The sequence below is a fragment of the Mesorhizobium waitakense genome, from assembly GCF_056431085.1.
In genome coordinates this window covers 1-17,161 of the sequence record NZ_JBWKME010000169.1, presented here as the reverse complement: position 1 = coordinate 17,161, position 17,161 = coordinate 1, and the positions used below count along the sequence as shown (strand labels likewise).

15 protein-coding genes and 1 pseudogene are annotated in these 17,161 nt (G+C 57.1%); 10 read left to right on the top strand and 6 right to left on the bottom strand.

Annotation, left to right across the window (positions count from 1 at the left end):
- Positions 1 to 25 precede the first annotated feature (25 nt).
- Together AC07FD_RS31480 and ectB are read right to left on the bottom strand one after the other, a co-directional pair.
- Positions 26 to 334, bottom strand: coding sequence for an IS4/Tn5 family transposase DNA-binding protein (locus AC07FD_RS31480; protein ID WP_478353011.1), 309 nt, complete (start codon positions 332 to 334; stop codon positions 26 to 28).
- A gap of 112 nt (positions 335 to 446) precedes the next feature.
- Positions 447 to 1,754: a diaminobutyrate--2-oxoglutarate transaminase gene (ectB, locus tag AC07FD_RS31475; RefSeq protein ID WP_478353010.1), complete on the bottom strand. Its 1,308-nt coding sequence runs from the start codon at positions 1,752 to 1,754 to the stop codon at positions 447 to 449.
- Positions 1,755 to 2,512: 758 nt separating this feature from the next.
- On the opposite strand from ectB, the gene purD reads away from it, so the two are divergent.
- The 3 genes from purD (at position 2,513) to AC07FD_RS31460 (ending at position 4,891) form a co-directional block, all read left to right on the top strand.
- Positions 2,513 to 3,895: a phosphoribosylamine--glycine ligase gene (purD, locus tag AC07FD_RS31470; RefSeq protein WP_478353009.1), complete on the top strand. Its 1,383-nt coding sequence runs from the start codon at positions 2,513 to 2,515 to the stop codon at positions 3,893 to 3,895.
- A 103-nt stretch (positions 3,896 to 3,998) separates the two neighbouring features.
- Positions 3,999 to 4,397 (top strand): ectoine synthase, encoded by a 399-nt coding sequence (locus AC07FD_RS31465; RefSeq protein WP_478353008.1) that lies wholly within the window; start codon positions 3,999 to 4,001, stop codon positions 4,395 to 4,397.
- A 53-nt stretch (positions 4,398 to 4,450) separates the two neighbouring features.
- A complete protein-coding gene (locus AC07FD_RS31460) occupies positions 4,451 to 4,891 on the top strand; it encodes an N-acetyltransferase family protein (protein WP_478353007.1) in 441 nt (146 codons plus the stop codon).
- Between the two features lie 317 nt (positions 4,892 to 5,208).
- On the opposite strand, the gene ehuR (AC07FD_RS31455) is transcribed toward AC07FD_RS31460, so the two are convergent.
- The 4 genes from ehuR (AC07FD_RS31455) to AC07FD_RS31440 all read right to left on the bottom strand — a co-directional run bounded on the left by ehuR (AC07FD_RS31455) (position 5,209) and on the right by AC07FD_RS31440 (position 10,475).
- Positions 5,209 to 6,648 carry a MocR-like ectoine utilization transcription factor EhuR gene (gene ehuR, locus AC07FD_RS31455; RefSeq protein ID WP_478353006.1) on the bottom strand — a complete coding sequence of 480 codons (1,440 nt, stop codon included), beginning with the start codon at positions 6,646 to 6,648 and terminating at the stop codon, positions 5,209 to 5,211.
- Between the two features lie 186 nt (positions 6,649 to 6,834).
- Positions 6,835 to 7,713, bottom strand: a complete 879-nt coding sequence (locus tag AC07FD_RS31450) for a helix-turn-helix transcriptional regulator (RefSeq protein WP_478353005.1) — start codon at positions 7,711 to 7,713, stop codon at positions 6,835 to 6,837.
- 892 nt (positions 7,714 to 8,605) lie between these two features.
- The gene (locus tag AC07FD_RS31445; protein ID WP_478353004.1) at positions 8,606 to 9,298 is read right to left on the bottom strand and encodes an aspartate/glutamate racemase family protein; all 693 of its coding nucleotides are present in this window, start codon (positions 9,296 to 9,298) and stop codon (positions 8,606 to 8,608) included.
- 10 nt (positions 9,299 to 9,308) lie between these two features.
- On the bottom strand, positions 9,309 to 10,475 hold the full coding sequence (locus AC07FD_RS31440; RefSeq protein ID WP_478353003.1) for a M24 family metallopeptidase: 1,167 nt from the start codon (positions 10,473 to 10,475) through the stop codon (positions 9,309 to 9,311).
- A 74-nt stretch (positions 10,476 to 10,549) separates the two neighbouring features.
- Here AC07FD_RS31440 and ehuR (AC07FD_RS31435) point away from each other — a divergent pair, with 74 nt between their 5' ends.
- The 7 genes and pseudogenes from ehuR (AC07FD_RS31435) to AC07FD_RS31405 all read left to right on the top strand — a co-directional run.
- Entirely contained in the window at positions 10,550 to 11,971 is a 1,422-nt protein-coding gene (ehuR, locus tag AC07FD_RS31435; protein ID WP_478353002.1) for a MocR-like ectoine utilization transcription factor EhuR, read from the top strand.
- A gap of 154 nt (positions 11,972 to 12,125) precedes the next feature.
- The gene (ehuB, locus tag AC07FD_RS31430) at positions 12,126 to 13,148 is read left to right on the top strand and encodes an ectoine/hydroxyectoine ABC transporter substrate-binding protein EhuB (RefSeq protein WP_478353001.1); all 1,023 of its coding nucleotides are present in this window, start codon (positions 12,126 to 12,128) and stop codon (positions 13,146 to 13,148) included.
- Between the two features lie 94 nt (positions 13,149 to 13,242).
- On the top strand, positions 13,243 to 14,028 hold the full coding sequence (ehuA, locus tag AC07FD_RS31425) for an ectoine/hydroxyectoine ABC transporter ATP-binding protein EhuA (protein ID WP_478353000.1): 786 nt from the start codon (positions 13,243 to 13,245) through the stop codon (positions 14,026 to 14,028).
- Between the two features lie 61 nt (positions 14,029 to 14,089).
- Positions 14,090 to 14,752, top strand: a complete 663-nt coding sequence (gene ehuC, locus AC07FD_RS31420) for an ectoine/hydroxyectoine ABC transporter permease subunit EhuC (RefSeq protein WP_478353012.1) — start codon at positions 14,090 to 14,092, stop codon at positions 14,750 to 14,752.
- 3 nt (positions 14,753 to 14,755) lie between these two features.
- Positions 14,756 to 15,415, top strand: coding sequence for an ectoine/hydroxyectoine ABC transporter permease subunit EhuD (ehuD, locus tag AC07FD_RS31415; RefSeq protein ID WP_478352999.1), 660 nt, complete (start codon positions 14,756 to 14,758; stop codon positions 15,413 to 15,415).
- Positions 15,416 to 15,498: 83 nt separating this feature from the next.
- Positions 15,499 to 16,602 (top strand): M14 family metallopeptidase, encoded by a 1,104-nt coding sequence (locus tag AC07FD_RS31410; RefSeq protein WP_478352998.1) that lies wholly within the window; start codon positions 15,499 to 15,501, stop codon positions 16,600 to 16,602.
- Positions 16,603 to 17,023: 421 nt separating this feature from the next.
- A pseudogene (locus AC07FD_RS31405) lies at positions 17,024 to 17,161 on the top strand (transposase); the annotation flags it as partial.

Sequence of the window (17,161 nt, the reverse complement as noted above, 5' to 3'; positions counted from 1 at the left end):
GCGCTTCAGATCTTGTCGTCGTTTATCAGCGGGTTTCGACCGTCTTCGACAGGATAAGGATCGGACCTTCGCTCGCCGCAACGCGCGCCGCAGTCGCGGCGAAATGACCGGCGAGAACGCTGTATTCGGTCACGCGCGGGTTGTCGAAGAAGCGGTAGGCCGCCTTCGCCGCCGCCCAGTCGCCGCAGGCCGCCGGGATTGGCTTGCCAGGCGCCGCTGACATCTGATCCAGTAACCGTCGAAGCCGACGCGACAGACGCTTGTCGGGAAGAGCCGCCTTGGAAAGCTCTTCCTCCTGCCAAGCGGCTTCGCTCCTGCTGGACCTGTCTCGCATCCGTGACGCCTCCGTGATTCGGCGTCACGAACAGAATCACGGCAGATTCATCCGGGGCAATAGACCCCGCCGACGATGTGGGTAATTGAAAGCCTCACCGGAGGGGTACCTCTCAAGCTGCGGTATTCACCGTGCTGTCGATCGCGCTTTCGATAGCGTTTTCGAGGATGTCGAGGCCCTGGCTAAGTTGATGGTCCCCAATGACGAGGGGTGGTAGGCATTTCACGACCTCGTCGTTGGGACCGGCGGTCTCGACGATGAGGCCTTTCTGGAAGGCGGTCCTGACGACCTGACCGGCAATCTCGCGAGATTTCAGATCGACGCCCCGCATCATACCTCGCCCTTTGGCTGACACACGGCTCGGGTCGTATTTCCGTGAGATCTGCTCAAGGCGGGTTCTCAGCAGATTGCCTTTCTCCTCGACGGAGGCTGCAAAGCTATCCGTCCGCCAGTAATGCTCTAGGGCTGCGCGCGCCGTCACGAAAGCATGGCAGTTGCCGCGGAACGTGCCGTTGTGTTCTCCCGGTTGCCACTTGTCGAGTTTTCGATCAATAAGGACTAGGGCCATAGGCAAGCCATAACCCGATATCGATTTCGCCATTGTGACGATGTCCGGGCGGAGACCAGCTGCCTCGAAGCTGAAGAATGCGTCGGTCCGGCCGACACCCGCCTGAATGTCATCTATGATCAGCAGAGCTCCGTGTCTGTGTGCAATGGCTGCTACTTTGCGTAGCCATGCCGTGCCAGCCACATTGAGGCCGCCCTCACCTTGAACTGTCTCGACAATCACCGCGGCCGGAGCGTCTACGCCGCTGGAGGGATCCGAGAGCAGGCGATCAACGTAATCGGCAGTGTCGACAGTAGGTCCAAAATAGCCGTCATAGGGAAGTCGTGAGACGCCCCCGAGCAGCTGGTCGGCGGGTGCGCGATGGTACCGGCTCCCGGTACACGATAGAGCGCCGAGGCTCATGCCATGAAAGCCGTTCGTGAAGGCAATGACATTGGACCGACCAGTGATCTTGCGCGCTAACTTGAGGGCGGCCTCGACCGCGTTAGCGCCGGTCGGGCCTGGAAACTGCACGACGTAGTCTAGTTGTCGCGGCCTAAGGATTGTCTCATGGAATTCTCGCAGGAAGGACTCTTTAGCTTCATTATATAGGTCGAGCCCTTGGGTGATGCCGTCACTTGCAATGTAGTCTGTGAGCGCCAACTTCAGCTCAGCGGGGTTGTGACCATAGTTTAGACTCGAGCATCCCATCAGAAAGTCGAGATAGGCCGTCCCATCGCGCGCAAACAGCTGAGCCCCCTGCGCCCTCGCGAAAACGACAGGAAAGCTACGGGCGTAGCTGCGAACTTCGGACTCAAGATAGTTGAAGATCGCGAATTCGTCCCCACCGTCTGGTGCACTTTGGTCAGTCATCGTTGCCTCCCTATTTTGGAACTGGTAGGCGCGCCTCGCGGGATACGCAGAGTTGACGGAACGTTTGATGGAACAGGCTGGCCATCATGTACTCCTGAGCTAAAACTGCCCGCACGCCCACGAAATTCCTGACGTGTAAGAGGACAGCTCTCCCTAAAGCATCGCGCCGGCGGCATGGTTCCTTTCCCTTTATTGGTCAATGGCATAAACGTCTCGAATAGCGCCAAGCCCTATGCAGAGGCGTTGAGGAAGGTTCCTGGTTCCCTCGCTTCCCCGAAGAAGCTGCTGGGTGTGATCTCGTCCATAATTATGCGAACAACCCTTTCTGAATGGCCGGAGAACACCTTAGAGTCCGGTAGGCGGCAGCACACAATATGCACTGCCTTGGCTGGTGATCGCCGAACAGACTAAGTAGGGATCGACTTTTCGAATACTACCTGGATAAGTAGGTGAGTAGCCTTCTGTGCCTCGCTGTGTGTCAACAAAGGCACCTGCCGTGGGTGAGTGCGCATTTGCGAAAGCCAGGCAGGGATTGCGCTAATGCGCAGACAGACAAGTTCGGCAGTCTCGCAACATTTCCGCGCGTGCGATTGAGCCGAAAGTCAACCCCTCAGTTAGGTAGTCGCATTCGAGTCAGGCTTGGGTAATTTACGACGTAGGAGCGCGGTGGCGTTCCCGGCGGAGTATTTCCGGTTTGCACAAAGTCCGGAACGCAGTCCACGCAATGGCCTCGTAGTGTGACAACAAGGAACAAATTGGTGACGAATCCCAGCCGCAAAGTGCTGCTCATCGATTCAACGGGCAGGGGCCATGCACTCGCTAGTCTCTTTCAGCGCACGGATCCGGCCGTACAGGTTTTTTACGGGCCAGGAAATTCGGCCGTCGCCGAAGAGCGCATCTACACTGTGCCCGAGGTGTCGCTAAGTGATCCGGCATCGGCGGCGCGATTTTGCCAACAACATCGAATAGATTTCGCCTTTGTTTCCCATGTCGATGCCCTTTCGACTGGTTATGTCGACTTTTTGATTGCCAGCGGGATCCCAACAATCGGGCCAGATCGAGCCGCAGCTCGGCTTGAGAAGAGCAAGTCGTTCACAAAGAGGCTGCTAAAGCGACATGGCGTGAATACCGCACGTTTCGAGGTCTTTGATCGACCCGAACCTGCGAAAAATTACATCCGCGAGCTCGACTATCTGGTCGTCGTCAAGGCCGATGGATTATGCGAAGGTAATGGTGCTTATGTGTGCGACGACCAAGCATCGGCGCTTGATGCTGTTGATACCATCATGCTCGGGCGAGCACACCAAGACGCTGGCAACTGTATCGTGATCGAGGAGCGCCTCTACGGACTAGAGATATCACTCTTCGCTCTCTTCGACGGACGGGATTTCCTGCTCTTTCCAGCGGCGCTCGATTACAAACGCTCCGATGATGGCAATACTGGAGTCAATTGCGATGGCATGGGCTCGCTCTCGCCGCATCCATTGGCGGACGGAGCCCTTTATAGTCAGGTACGGACCGAGATCCTGGAGCCGCTAAGAGCCGGGCTCTGGGAGGAACGCCTGAACTACACGGGCTTCATTTATGTCGGAGCCATGCTATGCGACGACGGAATCAAAGTGCTCGAGATCAACGTTCGGTTTGGCGACTCGGAAGCTGAGGTCGTTCTGCCCAAGGTGCAGACCAATTTCGTCCGGATTTGCGAAGGCATCTTGCATCGGGCGATTGGCTCGATGTCGCTCGAAACTGACGACAACTGTTACTGCAATGTAGTGGCCGCACAAGGGGCGACGATACGGCTGGCAGAGGACGGCCGCGAGATCCGCTATCCCGGTTGGCCGTACGGAGATTTCGAGGCCGGCTTTCCAATTTCCGGGCTCGATGCAGTGGACCGCGATAACAGCCGGCTATTCCTCGCAAATGTCCGCCCCAATGGAGACCGTCTTGTGACGTCTGGCGGCCGGGTGCTGCATGTGACGGGTATAGGTGGCAACTCTGCTGAAGCCGCTCACCATGCCTATACCAACATCGAGAAGATACGTTTCTCAGGCATGTCCTACCGCTCCGACATCGGTGTCATCTACGACTCTGACGGCGCGGTGCTGCGACACGAGGATCTGCCGCGGCGGAGGATCTCCTAGGGGACCCGGTGATCGACGCGGCAACGTTTTCAGGGCGCAGATTCGGAGCACTCGGCTCTCCAAGCGCACGCTAATACCACTAAAGAATGGAAGGATTGCTTATATGATTATCCGCACGCTACAGGACGCGAGGCAATCGGATCGGCGCGTAACCGCGGAAACTTGGGAGAGCATACGCCTTCTTCTCAGCCAAGACGGGGTAGGGTTCTCATTTCATATCACGACGATGTACCCGAACACAGAGACCCGAATGTGGTACAAGAACCACTTTGAGGCCGTGTTCTGCATGGAGGGCGAGGGCGAGATCGAAACCTCATCAGACGGCAAGATACATCCAATCCGGCCAGGGACGATCTACATCCTGGATGAGCACGACAGGCATATCCTCCGCGCCTACACGCAAATGCGCAACGCGTGCGTCTTTGCGCCGGCCCTTCATGGCAAAGAGACCCACGATGCCGACGGCTCATACCCTCTTGAAACAGAACGGGCGCACGACTGAGTGGCCGTCGTTCAGCTTGAAACATGCATCCCTTGCCCGACCGGAGACCAGCCATGCAGATTCGGCTTGTGGGGCCTGCCGATCATGACGCGTGGCTATCGCTTTGGAACCGGTACAGCGCCGATCAGCGAGCCGGCATTTCCCCAGAGGTTTCAGAGAGAATATGGCAGCAGATTGAGAATCCAGGCAGTACGACCAAGGCACTCGTCGCCGTTGATCCATGCGGCCTGACCATGGCTTTCCTCAACTATATTGTTCACCCCTACACTTGGAGCGACCGACTGCTCTGCTTCTTGGTTGACCTCTATGTTGATGAATCCTGGCGGCGGCGGGGAATCGCAGAAGCGATGATTGCGCACCTGGCCGACCAGGGTCGTCGCGAGGGCTGGCTGAGGCTCTATTGGAATACCGATGCATCCAATCAAGGGGCGCGCGCGCTCTATGACAAGATTGCGCGGTTGAGTCCTTATCTTTCATATTTTCTGGACTTATGACAGGATGCGACAGATATGTAACGACAAGCGTCCACACGCACATGCCCTGCGAGCGCGCTTGCGACCGGGCAAGCTCAGGGTTTGAGGGTCAAGGGCATCTCGTTCGAATTCGTACGGCAGCAATTCATTTTGTCATCGCGTCGGACTAAATGAGATAGCTGCTCGTCAGGTTCGAAGTGTTACTGTTCGTGCAGCGCGAATAGGGCAGAAAGCTGAAATTGTCGTGTCTCCAGATTAAGGCCCACAAGTGTTATGCGAGCTGCTGCAGCAAGTGCAAGACCACTTCCGTCGTTAACATCCGTGTGTGGAGCAAGTCTTCAATAGACGGCTCTGAAAGGCTCGGGGCTCTCTTGCAGCAGGCTAGCGATGGATTGGAGACCCTTCACAAACCGATGCTCGTCCCGGTTCGTGTCGCCAAGAGCAATTCGGACTGCATGAGGCTCAGCCGCTCGACCTACGATAAACGAGTCCGGCGACGCCACGAGAAGGCCAAGTGACCGCGCCTGTTCGACGAAATGGCGCGAACGCCATTGCTCTGGTAGATAGAGCCAAAGGTGCATGGCATGAATACGACTTGAGATATCCGCATGATCAAGGATTTTCGCAACCATCTTGTTCCGTATCTCCAGCTTCTTTCTTTGCCAATCGATCAGGCGGTCGGCAGTGCCATCAGAAAGCCATCTCGCAGCAACTTCGGCTGTCCACGTATTTCCCGTGCACTCAGCGACTGGCAGCTGCGACACAATCCGCGGAATCGTCGCGGCAGGTCCAACCAAATAGCCTGCTCGCAAAGAGGACATCACCGTATAAGACAAACTAGAAACATAAAACGTCCGCTCGGGTGCGAAATGCCAGAGTGGCTTTGGTCGGCGGGGGATCAAGGGGCCGAAAACATCGTTTTCAATTATCAGCAAGCCGTGCCGACGCGCTAGCTCGGCGATCTTGGCGCGTCGCGGTTCTTCCATTAGCGAGACAGTGGGATTATTATAGCAGGGAGTGATGCACAGCAGCTTAAACGGCTCCCGCTGGTGGGCATCTTCGAGAGCTTCCGGAATAATACCCTCCTCATCCAGTTCGATCCCGCGCAGCCGAAGCTTGAGCTTCGACGCGTTGCTAATGATTGAGGGGGCGGCCAATGCCTCGGTCGCTACCACGTCACCGATCCCAACGCTGCTGGCCATTGCCATCCAAATGCCGTGGGCAGCGCCGTTAGTGACGATAACTTCTTCGGCGAGAACATCGACCCCATTGCGCCCCAACCAGGCCGCTCCAGCCTGCCGATGAGGCGCCAGTCCCTGCGCCGTAGGACGCTCAAGTAAGCAGTTTATCGCCGGATCTTTGGATAGGTCGATCATCGCTTGTTTAAGCGCATCGACATGCAGGTCCGATACGAGGGGCATCAGATTGGCAAAGTCAAAGATGTTTGCGCGTTCTTTGTGAGCAACAGACTTGCTTTGTCTAATTCTGACACGTTCCACAAATGTGCCGCGACCAATCGCCCCGGTGGTCAAACCCTTTCGCTGGGCCTCGATATAAGCTCTGGAAACCGTCTGGACACTTATTCGAAGCGCGCCTGCGAGTGCGCGCTGGGTCGGCAACCGTTGTCCTGGATATAGTTGCTTGGATTCAATGGCCCGCTCAAGGGCCTCTACAATGGCCATGTAGCGAGGCCTCGTCGCATCATTGATTTCCGGCAACCAACTGACATGAGGTTTTGTCATCGATACACTAAATGTTCGCCCGAGCAGTCCTGTCAAGGATGACATCCAGATCACGTTGGAGCGTCTGGCCATTCATGATGAATGTCAGAAGACGCTCGATAGCCTGGTCTTTCACTCTGCTTCTCATCACCGCAAGACCGCTCTCAAAAGCCGTTCGGCAAAATTACCAATGTTGCGATATATGCCACCAAGCTATGGCTCCATGAGCGGAATGCAAGCTAGTTAACTTGTCTCTAAACAATCAATTAGGCCGCAATTGACGGCTTTCACAGCCGCCACTGTGCGACTTGAGGTGTTTAGCTTTGCCATTGCTTTATTTATATGGAAATTGACGGTATTCTTTGATATTCCAACAATAGCACCAATCTCCCACGACGACTTCCCTCTGGACGTCCATAGAAGGCATTCCAGCTCTCTAATAGTAAGATTGGGATTTCTGCTAGACGACGTCGACGCTGGATGCCCTGCAATTTTGAGATGGAAATGCAATGCGGCCAGATGCAAGTAGGTGATCGCTATGCTTTGCAAATCGTCGTCCGAAGGTCGAGCGAAGCTCGAGATCGCGAAGCTGCCACTGGGCCCGTATAATGGAATGCTAACGCCCGATCGTAATCCGAATTTTGCAGCTTCTTCAAAAAAGAGTCGTTCTCTTTCAGTTGTATTTGCGTCGGCGTATACCTCGCTCCACCGGAAGGCGCTGACCCGGTTTCGACCAGTCTTTAGGATCGGATCAATTCTTTCGAAGCCCATCTTGAAATAGCGCTCCTGCCAATCTTCCGGGTAGTTCACCATGGCGGCCGGAGGGCGCCGGTCCGAATTTTGCGGCCTCTGGCTGGAGGGAAGGGAGCAATAAGCGGTCCATGGGCAATCAAGCTGCAAGGCAAAAGCGGACAGCAGGTCGAACAGGTGCTCAGATTTAGGAACACCATCCGTCAGATGGAGATAATGGCCGAGCCCCGTGGCTAAGCGTGCATTGGTGCCGACTTGGTAACTGCCCCGGTCGACCGAACCAAGCTTTTCCGTTAATTGCACTCTAGTCATATGGGGGGCTTGCATGATCGGTTCCTGCAACAATTTTGCGACCGACACTGCCGCTGGCACGCAAGGCTCCCCGGCGAAGCGTAATGTGATCGTGAGCGAATTGTTTCCCGAAGGGGCGCCTCAAAGCCCTAGCACATTCGCCACGATGCTAATGTGATTTTGCATGAAATCTGTGTTGCGCCTGTATTTCGATACCGCAATAAGGCGGGCAAAAGTGAATGGCCCGATTGGAAAAATCGGCCGTGTCCGACATCGAGACCGACGAGGTGTCGTCACCGGAAATCTTTTCAAAATCCAGTCGATCAGTTTGCTTTGTGGATCCTGTCCGGCTTCTGCGTACAGCTAGATTAATCAGCACAAGCCGGATCGCTGAAAGGGATTGCAATGGCCAATGTGAGCGACGCTGGGCCGGCGTAGCGCATCGTGTTCCAGGTAAAAAGTCGACGCGATCGAGGGCACGGTCAGGAATCGAGAGACATCGCCTCGGCGTGGTCCGTGATGTCGGTCGAAGTCAAGGCAGGTTAGCGATGTCGACGCGAGGTGCCGGGTGGTTGCGTCGGTCCTGTTCCCGAAGCGGCCGGGCGAGCGCATCAAAACGGAACCGGCGGAACGGGTACGCGGCTAGACTAACGCGTGATGATATTCCCATCCTCGCTACCGAGCCGTAGTCCAGCGGTCAGCGTCATGGCTGGGTTGAGGACTTCATGCCGTGGTGGTTCCGCAATACGTGAAGCTCTGGAATTCTCCTGGCCCGATTCCAGTCAGCAATCTGTTGGCGAGACGATCGGGCCAGAGCGACAAAATCAGAGCTGCAGCGGCGGCGTCCATACGTTGTCGTGATCGCGTGACCTTACCGCCCCCAAGGTTGGCAAACGAAGGTTTTCCGGCTGGAAGGGCAGAAGATCGCATAGACCAGAAGAGGGCGGCGGAGACTCGTGCAGCAACTGCGAGTTCATGCCTGAGTGAGCAGTGCGCTAACCGTAGAAACGATGTCGAACGTTGGACATTGAAGCAGCCTCTGAATTTGAGGGACAAAAGGGGAGAACGCACAGCATTCCACGATAATCGCGCCGAGTTTTTCATCAAGCAAGTATGTCCTGCAGACATGATCCAGTGTGGTGCTGATGAGGGCCCAATCGTAAGTGGCATCGGCCCGATTTATCAGCTGCCAGGCATCCGTTCCTTCGATCCCTGCCTTGAGGATTCTGTCGTGGTCGGCTTGCGGCCAGGCAGCTCGCAAATGCGCATCGGACAAAGCTGTCCTATCGAAGCAGATGATTGCGATCTTCTGATCCGAGGGGATGATGGCGGTGAGGAGCGGTAGCAGCAGCAGGCTGGAAGAGACGGTGGGGGCGCCTGCCGCAGAGGCAATAGCCTCCTGGTAAAGCACCGAATAGCCACAGTTAGAGACAACCCCCGAGCAACCCCGTTCCCGCAGTCGACGAGAGGCGCGAAGATAGGCTCCGCGCACATGGGGGAGATCTTGAAGGATGTCGGGAACCGAGACCCCTTCGACGACCTCCTCGATCACTCCTTGCGGGAAAAGGCCGATTTCGCCGAGACATCGCGAAGGATAGCTCGCGGGTTCCGGCTCATCGAGACGAAGCAAGCCCAATGGCTTAGGTGGCGGCAACAAGGTGGTCAACGATCGACTCCTAGGAAACGACAAATAGTTCGCGAGGCATCCGGCAGAAGGACTCATGGCCATTGTCGGTAACCAGGATGGTTTCGCTGAGGACAAAGCTCAAGGCACCCTGCCACATGCCCAGAATGACGTGGAAGGTCATATTGGGCCGGAGTTCGGTCGTGTCGCCAGGACGCAGGCTGGCCGTGTGCTCGCCCCAGTCCGGTGGATAACCCAAACCGATCGAGTACCCGATCCTGGATGGCTTGTTGAACCCAAAACGTGAGAGCACGCCGCGCCAAGCCTCTTCGAGTTGCGCGCATGTCCGGCCCGGCGCGACAGTGGAGAATACTGCTTCCATGCCTTCACGCACGACGGCTGCCAGATGTCGCAATTGATCGGGTGGGTTGCCCAGATAGACGCTTCTGGCCAGACCGGCGTGATATCGGGCGCGGCAGCCCCCGAGCTCAATATTGGCCACGACGTCAGAGCCGACGGGATCGTCAGTCCAGGAAAGGTGGGGGGCGTCGGCCCTGGGGCCTATTCCCATGACCAGCCCGCCTGGAACCGCGCCTCCGAAGGATTCGGTGCCGACAATCTGAGCCTGCATGATGCGGGCGGCCAGGTCACATTGCCTGACTGTGGGCGAAATAGCTTCGACCCCTGTGGCCATGGCGCGGTCAGCTATAACCCCTGCCTGCCGTATCAGCTCGATTTCGGCTCTGGACTTGATGATACGAACCCAGTTCACCAGGTTCGAGGCGTCCCTGAAAGTGCAACGGGGCAATGAGGCCTTTAGCTTCTCATAGCAGAGCGCTGTGAAGTAGTAGTTGTCCATCTCAACGCCAAGGATGCGCCCTCCAAGGCCTCTTCGCTCCAACTCCTGAGCGATGAATTCCATCGGATGGCGTTCAGTCGATTGTACGTATTGATCCGGGTATCCAATCACGTCGTTTGGCTGCAGATAACTTGTAGCTGTGGCACATGGTACGTCGATGCCACGTCCGATCCAGATTGGCTCACGGTCGAGAGAAATGATCGCCATCTGATGCGTGTAGAAAGACCAGGCGTCATAGCCGGTGAGATAGTTCATGTTCTCAGGCGACGTGATCAGCAGAACCTCGATTTGGCGCTGCAGCATCGCGTCCCTGGTTCTCGCAAGGCGATGGGAATATTCTTCCAATGTAAACCGGGACATCACTGTACTCTTTTGCGTTTGGAGCCGCTAGGTGATACGACAGGCACAAGGCATGTCAATCAGCGTATTGGATCATGCCAATATGCGGAGGCGCGAGGATGCGTTGGACCTGGAAGCCGATCGTTTCCGCCTCAGGAGGGGCTCGTTACTTGGCGATTGCCGACGCGGTCGCTGCTGCCATCGACGCCGGTGAACTCAAACCTGGAGAACGGCTGCCTCCTCACCGCGATCTGTCCTTCCGAATGGGAGTGAGTGTTCAGACCATCTTCAGGGCATATGCTGAACTCGAACGGCGCGGGCTCGTGTCAGGGGAAATCGGGCGCGGCACCTTCGTTCGCTACGCAAATCCCGACAAAGTGCCGAGCTCGATCGTCGATAAAAGGGAAGAAGACCTCCTGGACTTCTCGACAATGGCGCCGATCGCAGGAGAAAAGCATCTTGAGGCGCTGAGAGGCATGCTGGCTACGCTTTCGAAATCACGAGAGCTGGAATCGCTTCTTGCGCACCGGCCGATCGTAGGGCTGAACCATCATCGAATGGTGGGCGCCGAGTGGCTGAAGACGCTTGATCTGAAGGCCTCGCCGGAGACGTTGTTGATAACCAATGGCTGTCAGCACGGCCTTTGGGTCGCACTCGCGTCGGTCACGGAGCCAGGGGATATCGTCGCGGCCGATCATTTGGTTGACAGCAGCGTCATCACGGAATCCGCCATACTGAAACTGCAGCTGCGCGGCCTGGCCAGCGACGAATATGGAATTCTTCCGGATGCCTTTGTGACCCTTTGCAATCGTGAGCGCGTGAAGGCCATTTGCGTCACCCCGACGCTGAACAATCCCACGGTCAGCTTGATGGACGAGGATCGCCGACGAGCCATTGCGGGCATCGCACGGCAATTCAACGTGTGGATCTTAGAGGACGACGTTTTCGGTCCGCTGATGGAGAAGAGACTGCCTCCGATAGCCGCGTTTGCGCCAGAGCGCACCTGCTATGCGACGAGCTTTTCCAAAAGTGTTCTCCACTCACTGCGAACCGGCTATCTCCTGGTGCCCGAGATACTTGTGTCGCGGGCAATTTCTCGCCTGAGAACGACAGGATGGATGACGAATCCCTTTGTTGCCGAGATCAGCTGCAGATGGCTGACGGACGGAACGATGGACGATCTCATCTCTTGGCAGAGGCGCAAGCTCGCGCGCCGTCATAAGATTCTCGATCGCGCGCTGGGAAACGCTCAGAGAGGTTCGCACCCGGCCTCGCTGCATGTCTGGTTGCCGCTTCCCGGCCTCTGGCGGACTGGCCCATTCGTAGAAGAGGCCAGGCGAAGAGGTTTGCTGATCACAGGTCCGGATCCCTTCATCGTCGGCCGGGAGGCCGACCCGCATGCGGTGAGGCTAACCGTCGGCGACTCCGTTCGAGAAGACAATGACTTCCAGCGCGGCGTAGAGATGCTCGCGCGCCTGCTTGCCAGCGACCCGGAACCAGGCGCACCGGCCATCTGATCGAACTGTGGCCGGATCACCGGTTTCGCCGACGCCGTCCGGCGTCGTTATCCTGCGGGTGATCTCGCATCTCATTCTTGTATCGGAGGTCCACTCTCCGGGAGGCGCCTTCTGACGGCGGCCTCAATTGGATCATGCCAATTTGAAGATTGACATGCATCGTTTCGTGTTAAAAATTGGTCCGATCAGCGAGAAAGTTCGGCACGGCAGGCCTCGGGAGGGATCTGGAGCCGTGGCGCCCTCCGGGATCGAAGTCGGCCCGGCTTCACATCAACAAGAAACAAAGGGAACGGATATGAGCGGACACCACAACTTCGCGAGCCGATGCGCAGTTTATGCGGCGATTGCAACTGCCGTTCTTTGCGCGGCCACGGCATCTGGAATCCGGACGGCATCGGCTGAGGACGCGGTCGATGCCCTCAAGCAAAAAGGAACCATAACATCCGGGGTCGCCAACGAGGCGCCATGGATGGTCGTTGGAGCTGACGGCTCGCTCACAGGCGTTGGTCCCGATATAGACCGCGAAGCCCTTGCTTCCACGGGTATTTCCAATTTCGCAGCACAGGTGATGGACTACGGCGCCATGATTCCCGCCCTCCAGGCGCGCCGGGTCGATATCATTTCTTCCGGTGCGCTCTTCATCAAGCCTGCTCGTTGCGAGCAAGTAATCTACTCGGAGCCGGTCGTATGCAACTCCGAGGGTTTCATGATGAAAGCCGCTCTCAAAGGAAAGATCCAAAGTTATAAGGATGTGGCTGACGCGAATCTGCGCATCGGAGTTTGTGGTGGTTGTTCAGAGCAGCGTTTCGCAACAGAAGCAGGCGTCGCACCGCAAAACATGGTTATCTTTCCGGATGGTGTCAGCGCAGTCAAAATGCTCCAAGATGGGCGCATTGACCTGTTTGCGCTGCCGGATGCTTCGCTGGAAGCCTTGCAGGGTCAAAATTCGGATGCCCAATTGGCTGTCGTCTTTCCGGTAAAGGGAACGCCGATCGGGTGTGGGGGGGCCGCATTCAACAAGGAAGATGTCGCCCTTCGGGACCTCTACAACCAGGGGCTTGCGAAGATCGTCGCGAACGGCCGCTATGCGCAGATTATGGCAAAGTACGCCCTTTCTTCGCATGTGCCCTTGCGCGAGGGGCAGACGACGGCAGCTCTGTGTTCAGCCTCCCAATGAGCTGCTGCTCTCCGTGCAGCACCAGCCTCCGGTCTGGGTGCCGCACGGAGAGATTGCTGAGATGGCACGAATATCAAATCTGGAAGAATCCACGATGACGATCCCGGCCGTAGAGTTTCGGGGTGTCCGCAAGCACTTTGGCGGGCGAACTGTTCTCAATGAGCTTTCCTTTGCCGTGGCCAGCGGGGAAAGACTGGCTTTGATCGGCCCGTCCGGGTCCGGCAAGACTACCGTGCTGCGCATCCTCATGACCCTGGAGGGGATCGATGGCGGAGAGGTTTTGGTAGGCGGACAATCGGTCTTTTCCGAGCTGCGCAACGGGTCAGCGCAGGCGGCCTCGGCACGGCATTTGAGCCGGATGCGAAGCCAGTTCGGGATGGTCTTCCAGCACTTCAATCTGTTCCCGCACAAGACGGTGCTGGAGAATGTCACCCTCGCGCCAATCCTGAACAAGCAAAGTAGCCCAGACGCAGCCCGGAAGGCCGGGCTGGAGTTGCTGAAGATGGTGGGACTTGAGGACAAGGCAAATGAACGGCCGGCCGCCCTTTCGGGGGGTCAAAAGCAGCGCGTCGGCATTGCCAGGGCGCTGGCGCTCAAGCCGCAAATCCTTCTCCTCGACGAAATCACCTCTGCCTTGGATCCGGAACTGGTCGAGGAGGTGCTGGCCGTGATCACCCGGCTCAGCCGGGAGACGGACATGACAATGTTGCTTGTCACGCACGAGATGAGCTTTGCCCATGAATTTGCCGATCGGGTGCTTTTTCTCGATGCAGGTTCCATTGTCGAAGAAGGAGCTCCCGACAAGATTTTCCGCGAGCCTTCTTGCGAGCGGACGCGCGCCTTCTTGAAGAAGATTCTCGCTGCTGGTCAACGTCTGTGACCGTGTCCAACCCTTCGGACGATGTGTTAAAGGCGGGGAGGGCTGGTTCTCCATGTCACTGATGGGTCAAGGCTTGGGTTTCTTGCAACTGATCCTTCTAGGGGCGGTGGTGACCGTGGAGATAACGGTCGCCGGAGCGCTCGTTGCCTTGCCCGCCGCATTGATTGCAGGCCTAGGGAGATTGTCACGGGTTGCTGCCGTGCGATGGGCCAGCACCGCCTACATCGAATTCTTCCGAGGCACTTCGGTCATCGTGCAATTGTTCTGGGTCTATTTCGCGCTGCCGTTGTTTGGCATTCGTCTGTCTCCGTTCCAAGCCGGTTCGCTTGCGCTCGGATTGAACGTTGGCGCCTATGCAGCCGAAGTTGTAAGGGCGGCTGTGCGCGCCGTCCCTGCTGACCAGCATGAAGCCGCACTGGCCCTGAATTTGACCAAGAGCCAAACGTTACGACACATCATTATGCCGCAGGCGTTCATCATCATGCTTCCAGCCCTCGGCAACGCCGGGATCGAACTCCTGAAAGCAACCTCGGTCGTCTCTCTCATTTCGTTGGCGGACATGACCTTCAATGCCCAAATCGTCCGAATGCAAACTGGCCAGACAGCAGGCCCATATCTCTCAATCCTGGTCCTTTATTTCATCATGGCGTCTGCCATCGCATGGGCCACGCAGAGACTAGAGCAGCGTGTCAATTTTGGCCTCGACCGCAGCTGGAAGGCCTGACCTGTGACATGGGATTGGCAATTCGTAGCCAAGATTTTGCCTGATCTGCTGGCGGGCTTGCTGGTGACCATTGAGGCCACCTTGCTTGGATCGGCCATGGCCATGGCGCTCGGGCTGCTTTTTGCCTTCGCTCAGCGTGCCCAAAGCGTAGCGATCCGGCGGGCGGTCAGGTTCTTTGTAGAGTTCATTCGTCGCACGCCGCTGCTCGTTCAGCTGTACTTCCTCTTCTACATCCTGCCCGACCTTGGCATCGTTTTGTCGCCCCTCAGTTGTGGGGTGTTGGGCTTGGGTCTGCATTACGCGGCCTACACTTCCGAGGTCTACCGCGCTGGAATCGACAATGTGACGCGTGGGCAGTGGGACGCCGCCAAGGCCTGCAACCTGTCTGATTGGCATACTTGGTGGCACATTGTCCTCCCCCAGGCCATTCCACCGATGATCCCGGCGCTGGCTAATTACTTCATCGCAATGTTCAAGGAGACGCCGATCCTGTCGGTTATCTCCCTTATGGAAGTCATGGGCGTGGCGCGACAAGAGGCAAATATCTACTACCGCTATCTCGAGCCAATCTCGATGGTCGGACTGCTCTTCTTGGTGGTCAGCATTCCTGGCATCGTGCTGACCAGGCGTCTCGATCGCATCTTCAATCCCGGGCCACGATAATCGCGAAGCCAATTCGACGCGATTTTCCGCCCGATCGCCATTCCACCACGCTGGTGCGCGCTGTGCTCTCCGCGGAGTAACCCATGTCCAATATGAAGGCCTTTTTCTCGGCGCATTACCAGGAGGCGCGGCACAAATTCCGGGAGGCCGCGATCCGCGTCGGTGCCAAACCTTTGCAATACCGCCACTGTGGATTTGGTCCGAACGGCGAAGAACTTACTACCGACGTGGCCCTCGTTGGTGATATCGCACTCCCTAACCTTGTGATCGTGACGACGGGTCTACATGGAGTGGAAGGGTTCTGCGGTTCGGGGTGTTTGATCGGAATTCTGGAGCAGCGCCTCCTTGCCGAGCGAAACGGCGACACCGCCGTCCTACTCGTCCACGCGCTCAGTCCCCATGGCTTTGCCTATCTGAGACGAGTGGACGAGTGCAACGTCGACCTCAATCGCAACTTCATAGATCATGCTAAGCCGCTTCCAAGGAACGATGAGTACCGCAAATTACACGACTTGGTGGTCCCACAATGCTGGGAGGGGCCGTCGCGGGAAACTGCTGAAGTGGCCATTCGCTCTTATGTCGAGCAAAACGGTCATCAGGCCTTCATTTCGGCGTTAACCAAGGGTCAATATGAATTCCCCGACGGCATGTTTTTTGGCGGCCTCTCGCCGGCATTTTCAAACATACTATGGCGGCGGCTGCTCAAGCTATATGGTTTCCAGCGTGAGCGTATTTGCGTGATCGACGTACACAGCGGGCTTGGCCCGCGTGGGTATGGCGAAATTCAGTTTGAAGGCCGCTCATCGGACCTGGAGTTTATGCAGGCCCAGGCTTGGTATCGCAACGAGGTTACCGTGCCTGACAACGGTTCGTCATCTTCAGCAGCGCTCACCGGCTATAGCGCGGTCGCGGTCGCCGAAACCCTGCCCCGAGCCGAACGAATTTGTGTAACGCTCGAATTCGGCACCCAGGAATTGGAGCAGGTTCTGTGCGCTCTCCGAGGCGATCATTGGCTACACGCCAAGGCTCCGAATGATGAACTGCTGCGGCGTGAGATCAAGCAGGGGATACGGAACGCATATTACTGTGACGATGGTGTTTGGAAGCTAGACGTTGTTGGCCGCGCGGCCGAGGTGTTCATTAGTAGCTTGAGAGGAATCGGGGGACGGCCTTCTCGAAATGTTTGAGGCTGCATACGTCGCCCGCTTCACAAACGCAGACTATGAAGAAGCATTGTACACCGTTTGTCGCAGCCGACCCGCTCGTCCCATGTTTATGGGCGCCCTTTCTTTCGCACGCATATGACCCTCGCCACTTGGTGAGCGACTTCATTTATCGTGCAAAGAAAGGATCCAAATCATGGATATCGCCGCTCGTATCAAGCTGGCCATCGGTGCGCACGCGGGTCCGTTGCCCGAGTACGCCTCCCTCAGCGCCTTCGATCTTCGCTTCCGTGACGGGAACGCTGCCGACGGCTGGCATCTCGATGACGAGAGCCTGACGCGCGCAGGATACTACTGCACGTACGCCGCAGGGCGACGGCGGTCGTGCTCATGCCCGGATTTCCGTCGATCCCTACCTTCTGGCGGCCCGCCGTACTCTTCCTGCCGGAACTCAATGGACTTCGTGTCCTGGAAGGATCGCAAGCCGCTCGTGACAGCCCTGAAGGGAATCTACCGTGCCGTCGACGCTCAGGCCGCCGAAAAGGCGCTGGCGGCGTTCGAGGCCGGCCCTTGGGGCCAGCGC

What these genes read in the sequence shown, in the direction of transcription:
- ehuA (WP_478353000.1), top strand. Translation starts at nt 13,243, where the DNA reads ATGACGATCCCGGCCGTAGAGTTTCGGGGTGTCCGCAAGCACTTTGGC.
- AC07FD_RS31410 (WP_478352998.1), top strand. Translation starts at nt 15,499, where the DNA reads ATGTCCAATATGAAGGCCTTTTTCTCGGCGCATTACCAGGAGGCGCGG.
- ehuR (WP_478353002.1), top strand. Translation starts at nt 10,550, where the DNA reads ATGCCAATATGCGGAGGCGCGAGGATGCGTTGGACCTGGAAGCCGATC.
- ectB (WP_478353010.1), bottom strand. Translation starts at nt 1,754, where the DNA reads ATGACTGACCAAAGTGCACCAGACGGTGGGGACGAATTCGCGATCTTC.
- AC07FD_RS31480 (WP_478353011.1), bottom strand. Translation starts at nt 334, where the DNA reads ATGCGAGACAGGTCCAGCAGGAGCGAAGCCGCTTGGCAGGAGGAAGAG.
- AC07FD_RS31440 (WP_478353003.1), bottom strand. Translation starts at nt 10,475, where the DNA reads ATGTCCCGGTTTACATTGGAAGAATATTCCCATCGCCTTGCGAGAACC.
- ehuB (WP_478353001.1), top strand. Translation starts at nt 12,126, where the DNA reads ATGCATCGTTTCGTGTTAAAAATTGGTCCGATCAGCGAGAAAGTTCGG.
- AC07FD_RS31460 (WP_478353007.1), top strand. Translation starts at nt 4,451, where the DNA reads ATGCAGATTCGGCTTGTGGGGCCTGCCGATCATGACGCGTGGCTATCG.
- AC07FD_RS31465 (WP_478353008.1), top strand. Translation starts at nt 3,999, where the DNA reads ATGATTATCCGCACGCTACAGGACGCGAGGCAATCGGATCGGCGCGTA.
- ehuC (WP_478353012.1), top strand. Translation starts at nt 14,090, where the DNA reads ATGGGTCAAGGCTTGGGTTTCTTGCAACTGATCCTTCTAGGGGCGGTG.